Raw genomic sequence first — 15,309 nt, forward strand, 5'->3', positions numbered from 1 at the left:
GAACCAGCGTGGCGCCGTGGTCGAGCGCGTCAATCCGGACAAGGCAGCTGCCAATGCCGGCCTGCAGCCGGGCGACGTCATCGTCGCCGTCGACCGGTCGCCCGTGCGGGATGCGCGGCAAGCCAACCAGGCGATCGCCGAGGCCGGCAGATCGGGCCGGAAGTCGGTGCTGCTTTTGGTCGACCGGGGCGACGCGCAAATCTTCGTCGCCGTACCCTTCGCCGCCGGTTGAGTCATGATGCGGCGGGCTCGCTGAACGATCGGCAGGCCTGCCGCACGGCGTCGCCAAAATTCCTGTTGCCCGCTGCGACATCTTCGAGAACATTACGGCAGGCCGGCAATGGCCTGCTAAAACGGACGGTCCGATGGTCACTCGCGGTTTTTCCTCCGGTCGAAAGCCTCCGACGGAGACCGATGCGCGCATTCCGCCCGGTCAGTATCTCGAACAGGGCTTTCCGGTGCTGTCGGCGGGGCCGACGCCGCGCGTGCGCACCGAGGACTGGTCGTTCACGCTCAAGCACGGGCCACGCCCGATCAAGAAATGGAACTGGGCCGAGTTCAACGCGCTGCCCTTGACCAAGATGACGCGCGACATCCATTGCGTTACCGCCTGGACCAAGTTCGATACCGCCTGGCAAGGCGTGCTGGTCGACGACATTCTTGCCGACGCCGGCATCGAAGCGCCGACCGGCTTCCTGCTGGCGCATGGCTATGACGGCTACACCACCAACGTGCCGGCTAAGGATCTCACCGCGGGGAAGGCGATGGTGGCGCTGCTTTATGAAGGCAAGCCGATCACTGCCGACCATGGCGGCCCGGCGCGGCTCCTGGTGCCGCATCTCTATTTCTGGAAATCGGCCAAATGGCTGAACGGGCTGCAGTTCACCGAGCGCGACGAGCCGGGCTTCTGGGAATTGCGCGGCTATCACATCTATGGCGACCCGTGGCGCGAGCAGCGCTATAGCGGCGATCCATGAGCGAAGCGCCGCAATCTCCCTGGCAGACGGCGAAAATCACCCGGATCGAAAAGCGGACGCCACGCGTCACCAGTTTCTTCTTCGCGCTGTCACGGCCATTCGCCTATCGCGCCGGACAGCATGTCGATGTCAGGCTGACTGCGCCTGACGGCTACCAAGCGCGCCGCTCCTATTCCATCGCCTCGGCGCCGGAGAGCGGCGCCACGATCGAGCTGGCGATCGAGAAGCTCGACGACGGTGAAGTCTCGCCCTTCTTCCACGACATCGCCGCGGTCGGTGACGAGATCGAACTGCGCGGGCCGCTCGGCGGCCATTTCGTCTGGTCCGATGGGGATGGCGGGCCGCTGCTTCTGGTCGGCGGCGGCTCCGGCGTCGTGCCGCTGATGGCGATGGTGCGTCACCGGACCTTGCGCAAATCGGCGGTGCCGGTGGCGCTGATCTTTTCGGTGCGGGTCTGGGACGAGGTGATCTTCCGCGACGAGCTGATCGGTCTCGGTGACCGCCGCGACGGGTTCGAGCTGGTGCTTACGCTGACGCGCGAGGCGGCACGGCGCCCGTCCGACTATTCGAGGCGCATCGACACGGCAATGGTCATGCAGGCGCTCACGCGGCTGCCGCGGCCGCCGGCGCTCGCCTTCGTCTGCGGGTCGAACACCTTCGTCTCGGCGGCTGCCCGGGCGCTGATCGACGCCGGCATACCAGCGGAAATCATCCGCACCGAGCGCTATGGCGTCTGAGAGGGCCACAGTGGTTCACCGTTTCATGGAGACAGCGAACCGCTCTTAGGCGGGTGAAAACCTTGCCGACAGCAATTGGAACGGCAGCGCGCCATAGGCGGCGACTTCGGCCTCATTGTCCCAGTTGCGGAACTGGCGCGATGGCCGTGCCTCGATCACCAGAGGCCGGCCGGTGTCGTCCACCGTTACCTTGCCGCGAAAGCGCAGCACACGTCCGCCGCCGGCGCGGCTGATCACCATGGAACGCAGGCGGGCGACATGGCCGCTGCCGGCATTGATTTCCATCTCAATGCGGCGCCGGATTGGTGGAACGACGATCCTGACGGTGACGTCCAGCACCATCGCTCCAGTCCTGTCCGGACGCGGCAGGGGCTGGGAAAGTGCAAACGGCGCCGACGTCGCTCTTGCCTTGCGCAATGTCGGCCTGCCGCGCCAGACGGCGGGCGTCGGCTGCTGCAGGCGGCCCTTTTTGCGTTTGAGGCGCAACTGCTTGGCAAAGCCGCGCGACAGCCAAACGAGGCCGCCGAAATCGGTGCGCGGCTTGGCCTGCAGCACCGAGGACCAGCGCGACAGGCCGGCGCGGTCGGCCAACTCAATCGTCTTTGCAAGTTCGGCCTCCGGCACCGCAATGCCGATCTCCAGGCAGAGATAGGAGAGCGCCACCGCCGCGGCGACGGCGAGGCCCCGCTTGGCGACGATGTCGGCGAACACGCCCCAGTCGACTGCGCCACTCTCGATGGCGACCGCACAGTCGACCAGCCAGTCGCTGTGGGTGTGGGCATCGAGGCCGCCATGTGCGATGGCGAGCGCCATGCGGTCGGCCGGAGAGGGCACAAGCACGCGGACGCCATTGAAATCGGCTGACAGCGCCCGCTGCCAGATCGCCAGATCATCTTCCGCGCTTTGCTGCGACCCGTCATAAGCGAGCTGGTGCAGGTCGATGTCGCCGAAACTGCCCTTGAAAAAATTCATCGAACGCAAGGACGCCAGCCTGGTGCGCAGATATTGCGGACTGACGCCGGTGGCGATCTGCCAGTCGCGTTCGCTAAGCACATCGAAGGCGGCAATCATGGCCTGCGGGCGCACCAGTATGTCGATGTCATGCGCCACCCGGCCGCGCTGCGCCGACGCGTTGACGGCGATGCGGCTGGCGCCTTTGATAAGCATCACCGCGCAGCCGGCGTCGATCATGGCCTGTAGCGCCGGCTCGGCCTCGCGCGCAGCCAGTCGCGATTTGGTCCACAGCATCTTTTGCAGGCCGACAAGACGTGGATAGGCTGGATGCCCAGCGAGCTTGCGGCCGAACCTGTCGGAGATCGCGGCCAGCAGCCGATGCTCGCGGAAAGCAGCATGGTCGATATCGTTCTCGTCGAGCCAGCGCGCCGCATAGCCCCCGGCCGCCTCTTCATCGGGGAGCAATGCGGCCTTCAGCAACTGGTCGAGGCCGCCAGTGGGCCATGACCAACCATAGTCCGGAAACCGACGGCCGATACGGCGCATGGCATTGGCCATCAGTCGGCGCTCGCCTTTTTCGCTGCTCGCCTTTGCATGGCCAGCCTTACGACTTCGACATAACCGCGGTCGCGCACGGGGTCGCGTCCATAGGACATGCTGTCGGGCCGGATGCGGCGCAAGGTTAGGACATCGTCGAGCATGGCAAGCGCAAAGCCCGCCTCGCGGACACGGGCGATCCAGTCGACCATGTCGCCGCGACCGCCTTGCGGGTCGATGATCGGACCGACGGCCTCGGCTACCTCCCGGCGGATCATCATCGTCGTGCGCGACCAGCCCGCCACGGCCACGTCCTGTTGCACATCGGGCTTGTCATCGCGAAACGTCCGCCAGTGGGCAAAGACTCCTGCCGTCGCGGGAAACCGCTCGAATTGCTCCAGCTGCCTTTCGATCTTGGTCGGCAGCCACAGATCGTCCGCATCGAGCGTGGCGACGAAGGTCGTCGCCAGCGCGGCGATGCCCCTGGTGGTGGCGCTGCCTGGTCCGGCATTGTCCTGGCGCAACACCTGCACCGGCATGCCCAGCGAATTGACCACCGCGACCGTATCGTCGGTCGAGCCGTCATCGACGACGATTATGGCGTCGGGCTGGACCGTCTGGGCCGCGACCGATCGCAGCGTCTCGGCGATGGTGGCGGTCGCGTTGAAGGCCGGAATGACGACGCCGTAGCTGGCCATCACAGGAAACGCCAATTCGCAAGTTCCTTGAAATCGAAGATGCCGTCGACAGGGTGCAAGGAGCGGTCGGCCTCGCGCCGTTTCATCGACTTGTAGACGGCGCGCATGAATTCGCGAAAAGGAACATCGGCCTGCCTGGTCATGTTGCCGGGATGGCGCCGGTAATAGAGCGCAACAGTGTCGGGCATCGTGAATTTCGGCCCGCTTTCGAAAGTGCGCAGCAGATAGTCGGTGTCCTCGGCCTGGTGGAAATCCTCGTCGAAGCTGCCGATGCGTTCGACCAATCGCCGGACGAAGATAGCGGGAGACAGGTGAATGCCGCGAACCGTCACCGAGTGGCTGTCGGCTGTCGGCTCCAGCGTATCGTCATCTATGTCGTCGACCAGCGTCATGCGCGAATAGGTGAGCTCGAGGGTGCGGTCTGCGTCGAAACAGGCCAGATCCGCCTTGAAGCGGCCCGGCGGGGAAATGTCGTCGGAATCGAGAAACGATACCAGCCCGGTCTGCGGCAGCAATTGCCGCAAGCCCGCGTTGCGTGCCCGCGTCACCCCGGCATTCTGCTGCTGGAAAAGGCGAATGCACGGCGCCTCCGCGATCAGCGAGCGCACGACCGCCACCGAACTGTCGGTCGAACCGTCATCGATAACGATGATGTCGAGATCGGCGGCATCGCGCTGCCTCAGCAGCGAGCGCAGCGCCGAGCCGACATGGCGTTCGCGGTTGTAGACCGGCATGATCACGCTCAGCTTCACGCACGCATTCCAGGCTGTGATCTATTCATTCTTTCACCACTCTGCCGGGCGCTTGATCTCGAAAAGCCCCTCGACCGGGCGCCGCGACGGATCGGCCTTGCGCCGCCGCAAGGATTTCTGAATTACACGTAGGTATTCGCGCACCGCCACATCCCTTTGCTTGGTCAAATTGCCGGGGTGGCGCCGGTAGTATACCGCGACGGTGTCGGGAAAAATGTGCTTTGGGCTGGTTTCGAAAATGCGCAGCAGATAGTCGGCGTCTTCGCCCTGCCGGAACTCCTCGTCGAAAGCACCTGTACGGTCGATGAGTGCCCTGCGGAATATCCCGGCGCTAAGGCTGACGCCGCGCACGGTGGGACCTGCGCCGCCCGGTGCCGGCTGAAGGGCTTCGTCGTCCATGAGATCGACGCGCGTCATCAGCGAGTAGGTCAGCTCGAGCGCAGGGTCGGCCGCGAACAGGGGTAGGCCAGCCTTGAATCGTCCAGCCGGCGAGACGTCGTCCGAATCCAGGAACGACACCAGTTCGGTTTGCGGCAGCAACTGCCTCAGCCCTGTGTTGCGGGCGTTGGCCACGCCCTGGTTGGCCTGCTGGAACAGGCGGATGCACGACGCTTCCCGCATGATGGCGCGGACGGCTTCAACGGAGCTGTCGGTCGAGCCGTCGTCGACAACGATGATATCGAGATCGGCATCGTCGCGTTGCCTGAGCAGGGACCGCAACGTCGAAACGACATAGATCTCCCGATTGTAGACCGGCACAATGATGCTCAACTTCATGCAGCGCCCCGAAGGACGAAATCCGCAATCGTGCCGGCGATCTCGCGCGGCTCGGTCCCCAGCGACAGCCGGTAGCATGGCAGGTCGCGGGTAAGCTCGCTGAAAAAGCGAAAGCCCGCTTCCCGCTCGCCCGGCATCTGCACGATTCCTGACGGGGCCAAGGCGATCATGGCATCCTTGCGCGATATGGGCATGACCGAGCTTCTCGCACCTCCCCTGATATGGGGCACTATCAAAGCAATAATGTCCAGACTTGCAGGAGTTGGTCGAGGCGCGATCTCGTTGATGTGAAAGGCATGCTTGCCTTGCCAGTTCAGCGGTTGGTACGACTTTAGCCGCTCCTCCAGCTTCAGCCGCTTGAAGCCCTCCGGATCCTGCTTGAGCGTGGCAAACAGCGGATAGGCCGTCACCCCCCCGGTCCGGTCGATCAGCACATAGTCGTCGCCGACGCTATCGAGCCCATTGAGCAGGCCGGCGACGACCGTTCCCGATTTGCCGGCTCCGCCGGAGCCCGCCAGCAACACGCCCTTGCCATCGATGCCCAGCGTGCCGGCATGGGTGAGCCGCATGCCGCGCGCCGCATATTCCCAATGCAGGAAGGCGCGCAGCGGCGCCCCTTGTTCCCATGGCGGAAAGGCGTCGGCCGACATCATCAGCTGCGCCCCGACATGGCGTTGCGGATCATGGAACTGCCAGAAGTCGAGATCATGATAGTAGCTGCCGCGCAATCCGGCCTCTTCCAGCCGGTTGGCAAAGGCATGATGGTTGTAATCGCCTCGGCCCCAGGTGGCCGGGGCGGGGACGCCATCGATGGCCGGGTGGGCGACGAAAATGCGGCAGCCGTCAGATGCAGACGGATTTTCCGGGGCCGGTATGAAGGCATGGCTCATGGCTTCCGCCAGCGTGCCATGGTCGAGGTGGACACTCAGGTCCAGTCCCGGCAACCGCACCCCGGCGGTAACGGGATAGAAGGCGGCGGCGCTTTCCGCGGCCGCCAGCACATGGCGGGCATAATCCGGCAGGGTTTGCAGCGTGATCAAAGGCATGTGTTCGTTGTTCCAGCGTCCCGAATTGCGCCGGGTCGCCTGATGCATGTCGCTCGGGGTGGCCCCGGTTTTGAGACGACGACATGCATAAAATCAAAGATCTAAACCGCGTCGCCTGAGTCCGTTCAAACGCGACGCGCTTTAGGGAAACGATTATGCCTGTTTCACCGCCGGCCAGCCGAGAGGTTCCTCGACCTCATGGATCGGGTCGACAATGATGAGATCGGCAAGGTCGTCGTGGACATCGACCTTGAGCGGCTCATTGCTGGCAGCAAGCGCAGACGACAGCTCGCCCGAAAGCGGTTGCGCCGGTGTTTCGGCTGGTGCAAGCAACCCGAAATCGAGCAGTCGGGCAACGAAGCTTTCGAGGTCGGCCAGGCTTATTTTTGCGGCGGCCGCGGCAGCTCCGACCAGCGCTTCAGTGGCGACGCCGGACGACAAAGCCTGCCAGACCCGGCTGCCGGAATCGGAAAAGCCGAAATACTTACCGTTCGAAAGATCGAGAACGACGGCTTCGCCATCGAATGATTCGAAAACGATGTCCTTGCTTGCGACCGCGTAGACCCGCTGTTGCATCGCTCTGTCCCCCGTTCCATGCGCCCATGAAGGGATGCGCCAGTTTCACGGCCTGCCAGCCCTTCCTAAGTGCGTCTAAATCACTCGGCCTATGCTTGGCAAGACAAAGACCCGCGAACACCGCCTGCGTCGGCGACCCGTTGCGGCGAAGTCGACCGGCTCAAGCCTCGATTTCGAGCGCCGACAACGGTTTCGAGCAGCAGGCAAGGATGAAACCGTCATCGATCTCGTGGTCGAGGATGCCGCCATTGTGGCTCATCTCGACTTCGCCGGAGACCTTCTTCACCTTGCAGGTGCCGCACAGGCCGAACTCGCAGGCGGCGGGAATCCGCACGCCCGAGCTGCGCGCGGTCTGCAGCACGGTCTGGCCGGCGACGCAGCCGGCATCGACCTCCGAAAGCGAGAAGCGGATCGGCGTCACGGCTTCGACAGGTGCAGCGATGCCGTCCTCGACCGGGGAGGCAAACGGCGCCGGAATTTCCTCCATCACAGGCGCGGCAAAGCTCTCCTGATGGTATTTCGTCATGTCGAAGCCGGCGGCATCCAGCATGCCGCGCACGGCGCGCATGAACGGATCGGGGCCGCAGCAGAAGATTTCGCGCTCGCGGAAATCCGGAGCCAGCAAGGGCAGCCGGATCGCATCGATGCGCCCCATATGGCCGTACCAGCCTTCGCGGCTGGAACGTTCCTCGATCATGAAGCCGAGCGACAGGCCGGGCATATGGCCGCCGAGCAGTTCGAGTTCCTTGCGGAAGATGATCTCTTCGGCACGCCGCGCGCAGTTGACGAAACCGACATCGGTCCATGGCGCGCAGTCGTTCAGCCAGCGCAGCATCGACATCATCGGTGTCACGCCGGAGCCAGCCGAAATGAACAGATATTTGGCCGCCGGGTGGCTGTGCAACGAGAAGTCGCCCGCCGGTCCATAGGCCTTGACGTGCGAGCCGGGCACCAGTTGGTCGAACATCCAGCGTGTGCCGATGCTGCCCGGTTGCGCCTTCACTGTCACCGCGATCGAAAACGGCCGCGATGGTGACGACGACAGCGTATAGGTGCGCATCAGCGGCCCGTCCGGTGTCGGCAGTTCCAGCGTCAGGAACTGGCCCGGCTTGTAGCGGAACCAGGTCTGGTTGTCGGAGCGGAAGGTGAAGGTCTTGACGTCAGGCGCCTCGTCGCTGACGCCGATCACTTCCAGCACCTGCAGCCTATCGTTCCACGGCGCCATCTGGTCGAGATGGCGATAGAGCCCAAGATCCGTCATCGCATTCATCCTCCGGTCCTTCTTCGCCTGCTCCAGCTCACGCGACGCTGCGCAGCGCCGGCCTGCCACCTTCGGCAAGGCGCGGGCCGATGAAGGCCGCGTACCATTCGACGAACTGGATCACGCCGCCCTCGTGCAGCTCCGAATAGGGGCCGGGCTCATAGGCCGGAGACAGGATGCCAAAGGCGTTTTCCTCGACGATGCGGCGGTCCTGGTCGTTGGTCTCGGTCCAGACATGGGTGAGCTCCTCAAGGTTGTAGTCGACCCCCTCGACCGCATCCTTGTGCACCAGCCACTTGGTCGTCACCGCGGTTTCGGTGGCGCTGATCGGCAGCACCCGGAAGGTGACCGCATGGTCGATCAGTATGTGGTTCCAGGTCGTCGGATAGTGGTAGTGCATCAAGGTGCCGATGCGGTCGGCGGCAACAGTGTCGGACAGGTTCTTCGTCACCGCGCGCTTTCCCGACATCGTGTAGCTGACGGCATCGCGCAGCAGCGGCGCGCGGGTGGCGCGGTATTGCCCGGCCGGATCGATGCGGAACTTGCTCGGCAGGCCCGCCGCCTCGCATTTCGCCCAGTGCGCCAGCATCTCCGGATCGCTGTCGGCGCCCTGCACGCCGGTCACCGTCGGCGCTTCGGGGAATGTCTTGCACAGCTCTGGATGATTGCCGGCGCAGTGATAGCATTCGCGGTTGTTTTCCCAGACCAGCTTCCAGTTGCCCTTCTCGATGATGGTGCTCTCGAAGGCGACCTTGGCTTCATTCAGCCGGTGCGGCTTGAGGTAGGGCTCTATCATGGCGCGCATCGGGGCAAAGTCGGCAGGTTCTTTTGCCAGGCAGATGAAGATGTAGCCGCCGACGCTCTCGCAGGCGACGGGCTTCAGGCCGAACTGGCTCTTGTCGAAACCGTCGGCCATCTGGCGGGCAAACAGCAGCCGGCCGTCAAGCTCGTAGGTCCACTGGTGATAGGGGCAGACAAGCTTTGCCGCCATGCCCTTCTCAGTGTTGCAGACACGGCTGCCGCGATGGCGGCAGGAATTGTGAAAGGCGTTGATGTTGCCCTTCTGGTCGCGGACCAGCACCACCGGATAACCGCCGATCTGCACGGTGATATAGCTGCCGGGCTTCGGCAGTTCGCAATCATGGCCGATGAACAGCCAGTCGCGATACCAGATAAGCTCCATGTCGAGCTTGAAATAGTCCGGGTCGGTGTAGAAGGGCTGTTCCAGCGAAAAGCCTTGCTTGCGGCCGTTCAGGAGCCTCAGCATGTCGTTGCGCGTATCCATAGTTCTGTCCTCGTGGTTTAAGGACTGAACTTGGTGGTGATGGAGGAAGGATCGGACGCAGGCCGGCGCGGCGCCGGACATGCACTATCCACCTCTTGACCGCCCACCGCGATCAGTCGAGTCTATGCATCTCGGGCTGGTTTCCGGGCTCTGGAGTTGTCCTTGCGGACCATCGCGACACCTTCCCAGGCTGCTGCCCAGTGGTCTCCCGTTGCGACTTCAACTCCACCACCGTTGCGGGGGCAGCGCCGGATTCTGACCGGCTTCCCAATTCTCCGCTGCGTCGTCACGAAGCGGCACCTGAGATGCGATCATCTAATCACGGCAGCGATCGCGACGTCGGCATGAAAGCGACATCATATCCATGCGGCGCGACACGCGCGGCATACGCCCCCCGCCCCCGGGTCAAAGAGCTGAGACGTTTCTTGCGACGCCATCATCGCCGTTTCGAATCGCTGCCGATCCAGTTCGATCGCGGGCAAAAATGGCTCAACGGTATCGAAAAGTTACTATTAGCAATCTCTAATCGAACCGAACGGTTCGTTTCTGTTGACAATGCGTGCAGGACAGTGTGAACGACGGCCCGGAAACCGACATCGGAGCGAACCACTCGGTTCGGCATAAGCGACTGAAAACAATGCGATAAATGACCATAGAGGAACTTCATGGCACAATTTCAAGGTGCAGGACCGTGGTCCACACGGAACAACTTCGTGATTGGAAACCAGCCTATGGCTTTCCCACATCGGGGCTGTCCGAACGACGCGAATTCCTCCCAAGACACGCCGCTAGACGGACAGACAAACTGGAGTACTAAAAATGAAAAAGATCATCCTCACTGCCGCAGCCGTTTTGGCGATCACCGGCAGCGCCTTCGCCGGTAGCGACAATTACGGTTCCAATGGTGCGAACCAGCCAGCCGTCTCGGTCGACAGCTCGTATACGGCTTCCATTCAGAAGCCGGCGCACGCTGACAAGCAGCCTGTCGTTCAGGGCGCCGACCGCGACCTCTACGGCAATCGCTGATCCCGACCAAAGAAGGGCGGCTAACCCGTCGCTCTCGGGATCCCAAAAAATTCAGGAGTATTTGAAAATGAAAAAGATCATCCTTGCTGCCGCCGCCGTTTTGGCCATCTCCGGCAGCGCTTTCGCCGGCAGCGACAACTACGGTTCGAACGGCGCCAACCAGCCTGCGATTACGTCGACCGATAGTGGCCATACGGCTTCGGTTGAGAAGTCGGCTCCAGCCGAGCAGGCGCCTGCCCACGGTGCCGACCGTAACCTTTTCGGCCGCTAAAAGCCGGTTTCCAGCACGTGGCGGGCTTATCCGCTGCAGCTGGCGGCATCAGAAAAATTCAGGAGACTAAAATGAAGAAGATCGTTCTTGCCACCGCAGCCGTTCTGGCTGTTTCGAGCGCTGCCTTTGCCGGCAGCGACAATTATGGCTCCAATGGCGCCAACCAGCCGGCCGCTGCCGTCGACACCACCCGCACTTCGTCGACCGGCACCAACTCGGCGGTCTACAAGCTGCTGAACTCGTCGGACGACCAACAGAAGTTCGTTCCTCAGAGCAGCGACAGGGATCGGTTCGGCAACAACTAACAGCCGAAGCTTAAAAAAAGAGCGGCGGGCCTAGCCCGNCCGGCCCGCCGAGGTGGACAGTTGCCCGCCGCTCTTTTTTCATGCCTGTACAACGCAGCTATCTCAAGCCGCCTTCACTTCCACCGGCTTGAGCGAGAAGGAGTGCCCATCGGCGTCGAAGATGTGCAGGTCCCCGGCATCCGCGGTCAGCCGCAGCTTTGCCCCGCGCTTGACCTCGACATTGCCGGGCAGCTTGGTCACCAACGGCAGGTCGGCGCGACCGATATCGATATAGACCAGCTGCACCTCGCCGAGCTGCTCGACATAGTCCACCACGCCCTCGAAAAGATATTCCGTGCCGGTGGCGACCGACAGATCCTCCGGCCGCACGCCGAAGCTGACTGCCGCACCCTTGGCTGACGCCGGCGTTGCAATCGGCACCGTGGCCTTGCGGCCGCCGACATGGCTGACGATTGTCGGGTTGCCCGTCTTGTCGATCGTTGCCGGCAGGATGTTCATGGCCGGCGAGCCGATGAACTGAGCAACGAACAGATTGCCGGGCTTCTTGTAGAGGTCCATGGGCGTGCCGACCTGCTCGATGTGGCCATCCTTCAGCACGACGATGCGGTCAGCCAGCGTCATCGCCTCGACCTGATCGTGGGTGACGTAGATCATGGTCGTGGCAGGCATCGATTCCTTCAGCTTGGCGATCTCGATGCGGGTGGCGACGCGCAGCGCCGCGTCGAGGTTCGACAGCGGCTCGTCGAACAGGAACACTTTCGGGTTGCGCACGATGGCCCGGCCGATTGCGACGCGCTGGCGCTGGCCGCCCGACATGGCCTTGGGCAGACGGTCGAGATATTTGGTCAGCTGCAGGATCTCCGCTGCCTGCCGTACCCGCTTGTCGATCTCGGCCTTGCTTTCCTTGCCGATCTTCATCGAGAAGGCCATGTTGTCGTAGACGGTCATGTGCGGATAGAGCGCATAGGACTGGAACACCATGGCGATGCCGCGCTTGGAAGGCGGCACATCGTTCACCACCTCGCCGGCGATCTTCAGCTCGCCGGAGGTGATCTCCTCAAGCCCGGCGATGGACCGCAGCAAGGTCGACTTGCCGCAACCCGACGGGCCGACGAAGACGATGAACTCGCCCGACTTTATGTCGAGGTCGATGCCGTGGAGAATGTGCAGATTGCCGTATGATTTCTTCACCTGTCTCAGCGTGACATCGGCCATAATTTCCTCCCAGTGATTTCCCTAGAGAACCTGGATTTCCTCAAAAAATCCAGTTTCGTCAAAAACTCAGTCGATGCGCCCGAACCAGGCGCCGTAGCCGCCGAGGCGGATGGAACCTGTGCCGGATTGTCCCGAAAAACCGTGCCCGGCCAATGGCAGCAGCGCCTGACCACCGAGATCGACCTCGGCCGGCTTGCTGGCCAGATTGAAGACGCAGACGATCTGCTCATTGCCCTCACGGCGAGTGAAGGCGACGGTGTCGCCCTCGCTTTCGATGAACTCGATGTCGCCTTTGGCCAGGGCCGGATGCTGGCGGCGGAAACCGAGAAAGCGCCGGTAGTGCTCGAGCAGCGAGGCCGCGTCGCCCTGCTGAACATTGACCGCTTGCGACAAGTGCTTGCCCGGCACCGGCAGCCAGGGCTTGGCCGTCGAAAAGCCGGCATTGCTGGCGGTTGCATCCCACACCATCGGCGTGCGGCAGCCGTCGCGGCCCTTGAATTCGGGCCAGAAGCGAATGCCGTAGGGGTCCTGCAGATCCTCGAACTGCAACTCGGCTTCGCCCAGCCCAAGCTCCTCTCCCTGATAGAGGCAGACCGAACCGCGCAGCGACATCAGCAGCGCCGAGATAACCTTCAGATAGGCGGCCGGGTCGGCCTCGTCGGCGGCCCAGCGCGAGGCCGGACGCATCACGTCGTGGTTGGAAAAGGCCCAGCACGACCAGCCGTCGCTGGCGACCTTGCCGAAGGCTTCCAGCACCTGGCGCACCTTGGCGGCGCTGATCTTTTCCGGCGCCAGGAAATCGAAGGAATAGCACATGTGGACGCGTTTGCCGCCGGCGGTGTAGGCGGCGACCACTTCCAGCCCGCGCTGCGAATCGCCGACTTCGCCGACCGCGGCGGCCGCCGGATATTCGTCGAGCAGCGCCCGGAACCGTTCGAGGAAGGCAAGGTTTTCCGGCCGGCTCTTGTCGTAGATATGGTCCTGGTAGTTGTAGGGATTGACCGCAGGTGCTGTCTGGTCGTTACGCTCTTCGGGCGGCAGCGGCGGATTGTTCTCCAGCCCCTGGCTGTGGAAGTAGAAATTGATGGTGTCGAGGCGGAAGCCGTCGACGCCGCGCTCCAGCCAGAAGCGGGTGACGTCGAGCAGCGCGTCCTGGACTTCCAGATTGTGGAAGTTGAGGTCCGGCTGCTCGGACAGGAAATTATGCAGATAATATTGCTGGCGGCTGGTGTCCCACTGCCAGGCCGAGCCGCCGAAGATCGACAGCCAGTTGTTGGGCGGCGTGCCGTCCGGCCTGGCGTCGGCCCAGACATACCAGTCGGCCTTGGGATTGCTACGGCTGGCGCGGCTCTCCTTGAACCATGGATGGTTGTCGGCGGTGTGCGACAGCACCTCGTCGATCATCACCTTGAGGCCGAGGTGATGGGCTTCCGCAACCAGCGCGTCGAAATCGGCGAGCGTCCCGAACATCGGGTCGACGTCGCAATAGTCCGAGACGTCGTAGCCGAAATCCTTCATCGGCGACTTGAAGAAGGGCGAAATCCAGATGGCGTCGACGCCGAGCGAGGCGATGTAGGGCAGCCTGCGGATGATGCCCTTGAGGTCGCCGATGCCGTCGCCATTGGAGTCCTGATAGGAGCGCGGATAGATCTGGTAGATCACCGCGCCCCGCCACCAGTCGCGATCGACGGCGAGATCGGGCTTCGAGGTCGCCTTCAAAGCGGCTTGCATAAGTCTCAACCTCCTTTGACCGAGCCGGCCAGCAGCCCGCGGACGAAATAGCGCTGCAGCGAGAAGAACACGATCAGCGGCACGATAATGGTGACGAAGGCCGATGTCGTCAGGATTTCCCAGTCGCCGCCGCGCGAGCCGAGCAGCGCGTTGAGCTTCGCGGTCAGCACGATCTGGTCCCCTTCGGTACCGAGGAAAACCATTGCCACCAACAAATCGTTCCACACCCACAGGAACTGGAAGATTGCAAAGGACGCCAGCACCGGGAAGGACAGCGGCAGCACGATCTTGACGAAGATTTCGAAATCGCTGGCGCCATCTATGCGCGCCGATTCCATGATCTCGCGCGGCAGGCCGGCAATATAGCTGCGCAGGAGATAGATGGCGAAGGGCAGGCCGAAGCCGGTATGCGCCAGCCAGATGCCGAGATAGGTTTTCGACGGCACACCGAAGAAGATGCCGACGCCGTTGTAGATCTTCAAAAGCGGGATCAAGGACATCTGCAGCGGCACGACCAGCAGGCCGATGATTGTGGCGATCAGCAAGGCGCGGCCGGGAAAACGCATCCACGCCAATGCATAGGCGGCGAAGGCGGCGATCAGGATCGGGATGACCGTCGCCGGGATGGTGACGGTCAGCGAGTTTATGAACGAGCGGCCGATGCCCTCCGAAAACAGCACGGTCTTGTAATTGTCGGTGGTGAATTTCGGTGGCGCCGACGAGGCGTAATAGACGCGCTGGCCACGGTCGCCTTCGAAAGCCTTGGGCGAACTCATGACGAACGTTCCGTCGGCATTGAGCTGCAAGGTCACGCCGTCGCCGAGATCGGCAGTGGTGCCGGCCGGATATTGCGTCGGTGCCGCCGACTTGACGCCGAAGGCGCTGATGTTGCGCGCAGCACCGTCGCCGAAGATATTGCCGGCAAGCACGAACTTGCCGTCCTTCTCGACCTGCGCCGAGGCCGGCGGCAGGCGGCCGGCTTCAGTCTGGCTGGAGCTGGAGAACGAGTTCCACCAGCCCGAGGCGATGATCTGGTCCTTGTCGCGCAGCGACGAGACCAGGATGCCGAGCGTCGGCACGGTCCAGACGGCGACGAAGACAAGCACGGCGATGTGGACGCCGAAGCGGCTGGCAAAGGACTTTCCGGTCGCGACGGCCATC

At 63.0% G+C, this 15,309-nt stretch carries 16 protein-coding genes, 1 pseudogene and 1 riboswitch; of the genes and pseudogenes, 6 read left to right on the top strand and 11 right to left on the bottom strand.

What is annotated here, in order from left to right; genetic code table 11:
* Window position 1 precedes the first annotated feature (1 nt).
* The 3 genes and pseudogenes from X757_RS154600 to X757_RS154590 form a co-directional block, all read left to right on the top strand.
* A pseudogene (locus X757_RS154600) lies at window positions 2-232 on the top strand (PDZ domain-containing protein); the annotation flags it as partial.
* 133 nt (window positions 233-365) lie between these two features.
* Window positions 366-977 (top strand): sulfite oxidase-like oxidoreductase, encoded by a 612-nt coding sequence (locus tag X757_RS154595; protein WP_023684287.1) that lies wholly within the window; start codon window positions 366-368, stop codon window positions 975-977.
* Window positions 974-1,714 (top strand): FAD-binding oxidoreductase, encoded by a 741-nt coding sequence (locus X757_RS154590; protein ID WP_023725904.1) that lies wholly within the window; start codon window positions 974-976, stop codon window positions 1,712-1,714. Before X757_RS154595 ends, X757_RS154590 begins: the two co-directional genes overlap by 4 nt.
* Before the next feature lie 45 nt (window positions 1,715-1,759).
* On the opposite strand, the gene X757_RS154585 is transcribed toward X757_RS154590, so the two are convergent.
* The 8 genes from X757_RS154585 to X757_RS154550 form a co-directional block, all read right to left on the bottom strand.
* Entirely contained in the window at window positions 1,760-3,226 is a 1,467-nt protein-coding gene (locus X757_RS154585; protein ID WP_023725905.1) for a nucleotidyltransferase family protein, read from the bottom strand.
* Window positions 3,226-3,918 carry a glycosyltransferase family A protein gene (locus X757_RS154580; protein WP_245275049.1) on the bottom strand — a complete coding sequence of 231 codons (693 nt, stop codon included), beginning with the start codon at window positions 3,916-3,918 and terminating at the stop codon, window positions 3,226-3,228. The genes X757_RS154585 and X757_RS154580 overlap by 1 nt, the downstream gene beginning before the upstream one ends.
* The gene (locus X757_RS154575; RefSeq protein WP_023725907.1) at window positions 3,903-4,655 is read right to left on the bottom strand and encodes a glycosyltransferase; all 753 of its coding nucleotides are present in this window, start codon (window positions 4,653-4,655) and stop codon (window positions 3,903-3,905) included. Before X757_RS154575 ends, X757_RS154580 begins: the two co-directional genes overlap by 16 nt.
* A gap of 33 nt (window positions 4,656-4,688) precedes the next feature.
* Entirely contained in the window at window positions 4,689-5,432 is a 744-nt protein-coding gene (locus X757_RS154570) for a glycosyltransferase family A protein (protein WP_023725908.1), read from the bottom strand.
* A complete protein-coding gene (locus tag X757_RS154565; protein WP_023725909.1) occupies window positions 5,429-6,478 on the bottom strand; it encodes a hypothetical protein in 1,050 nt (349 codons plus the stop codon). Before X757_RS154565 ends, X757_RS154570 begins: the two co-directional genes overlap by 4 nt.
* Before the next feature lie 153 nt (window positions 6,479-6,631).
* Window positions 6,632-7,054 (bottom strand): PqqD family protein, encoded by a 423-nt coding sequence (locus X757_RS154560; RefSeq protein ID WP_023725910.1) that lies wholly within the window; start codon window positions 7,052-7,054, stop codon window positions 6,632-6,634.
* 160 nt (window positions 7,055-7,214) lie between these two features.
* On the bottom strand, window positions 7,215-8,315 hold the full coding sequence (locus X757_RS154555; protein WP_023703626.1) for a hybrid-cluster NAD(P)-dependent oxidoreductase: 1,101 nt from the start codon (window positions 8,313-8,315) through the stop codon (window positions 7,215-7,217).
* Window positions 8,316-8,352: 37 nt separating this feature from the next.
* Window positions 8,353-9,600 carry an aromatic ring-hydroxylating dioxygenase subunit alpha gene (locus X757_RS154550; RefSeq protein WP_023725911.1) on the bottom strand — a complete coding sequence of 416 codons (1,248 nt, stop codon included), beginning with the start codon at window positions 9,598-9,600 and terminating at the stop codon, window positions 8,353-8,355.
* Window positions 9,601-9,716: 116 nt separating this feature from the next.
* A riboswitch (cobalamin riboswitch) is annotated at window positions 9,717-9,919 on the bottom strand.
* Window positions 9,920-10,419: 500 nt separating this feature from the next.
* Between X757_RS154550 and X757_RS154545 the strand changes: the two genes are divergently transcribed.
* The 3 genes from X757_RS154545 (at window position 10,420) to X757_RS154535 (ending at window position 11,202) form a co-directional block, all read left to right on the top strand.
* On the top strand, window positions 10,420-10,626 hold the full coding sequence (locus X757_RS154545) for a DUF680 domain-containing protein (RefSeq protein ID WP_023668885.1): 207 nt from the start codon (window positions 10,420-10,422) through the stop codon (window positions 10,624-10,626).
* 67 nt (window positions 10,627-10,693) lie between these two features.
* Window positions 10,694-10,897, top strand: a complete 204-nt coding sequence (locus X757_RS154540) for a DUF680 domain-containing protein (RefSeq protein ID WP_023668886.1) — start codon at window positions 10,694-10,696, stop codon at window positions 10,895-10,897.
* A 71-nt stretch (window positions 10,898-10,968) separates the two neighbouring features.
* The gene (locus X757_RS154535; RefSeq protein WP_023694259.1) at window positions 10,969-11,202 is read left to right on the top strand and encodes a DUF680 domain-containing protein; all 234 of its coding nucleotides are present in this window, start codon (window positions 10,969-10,971) and stop codon (window positions 11,200-11,202) included.
* A 102-nt stretch (window positions 11,203-11,304) separates the two neighbouring features.
* On the opposite strand, the gene X757_RS154530 is transcribed toward X757_RS154535, so the two are convergent.
* The 3 genes from X757_RS154530 to X757_RS154520 all read right to left on the bottom strand — a co-directional run bounded on the left by X757_RS154530 (window position 11,305) and on the right by X757_RS154520 (window position 15,308).
* On the bottom strand, window positions 11,305-12,417 hold the full coding sequence (locus X757_RS154530) for an ABC transporter ATP-binding protein (RefSeq protein WP_023725912.1): 1,113 nt from the start codon (window positions 12,415-12,417) through the stop codon (window positions 11,305-11,307).
* A 66-nt stretch (window positions 12,418-12,483) separates the two neighbouring features.
* The gene (locus X757_RS154525) at window positions 12,484-14,148 is read right to left on the bottom strand and encodes an alpha-glucosidase family protein (protein ID WP_031198273.1); all 1,665 of its coding nucleotides are present in this window, start codon (window positions 14,146-14,148) and stop codon (window positions 12,484-12,486) included.
* Between the two features lie 5 nt (window positions 14,149-14,153).
* On the bottom strand, window positions 14,154-15,308 hold the full coding sequence (locus X757_RS154520) for a carbohydrate ABC transporter permease (protein WP_023668890.1): 1,155 nt from the start codon (window positions 15,306-15,308) through the stop codon (window positions 14,154-14,156).
* Window position 15,309 lies beyond the last annotated feature (1 nt).

The sequence above is a fragment of the Mesorhizobium sp. LSHC412B00 genome, assembly GCF_000503035.1.
Classification (GTDB): Bacteria; Pseudomonadota; Alphaproteobacteria; order Rhizobiales; family Rhizobiaceae; genus Mesorhizobium.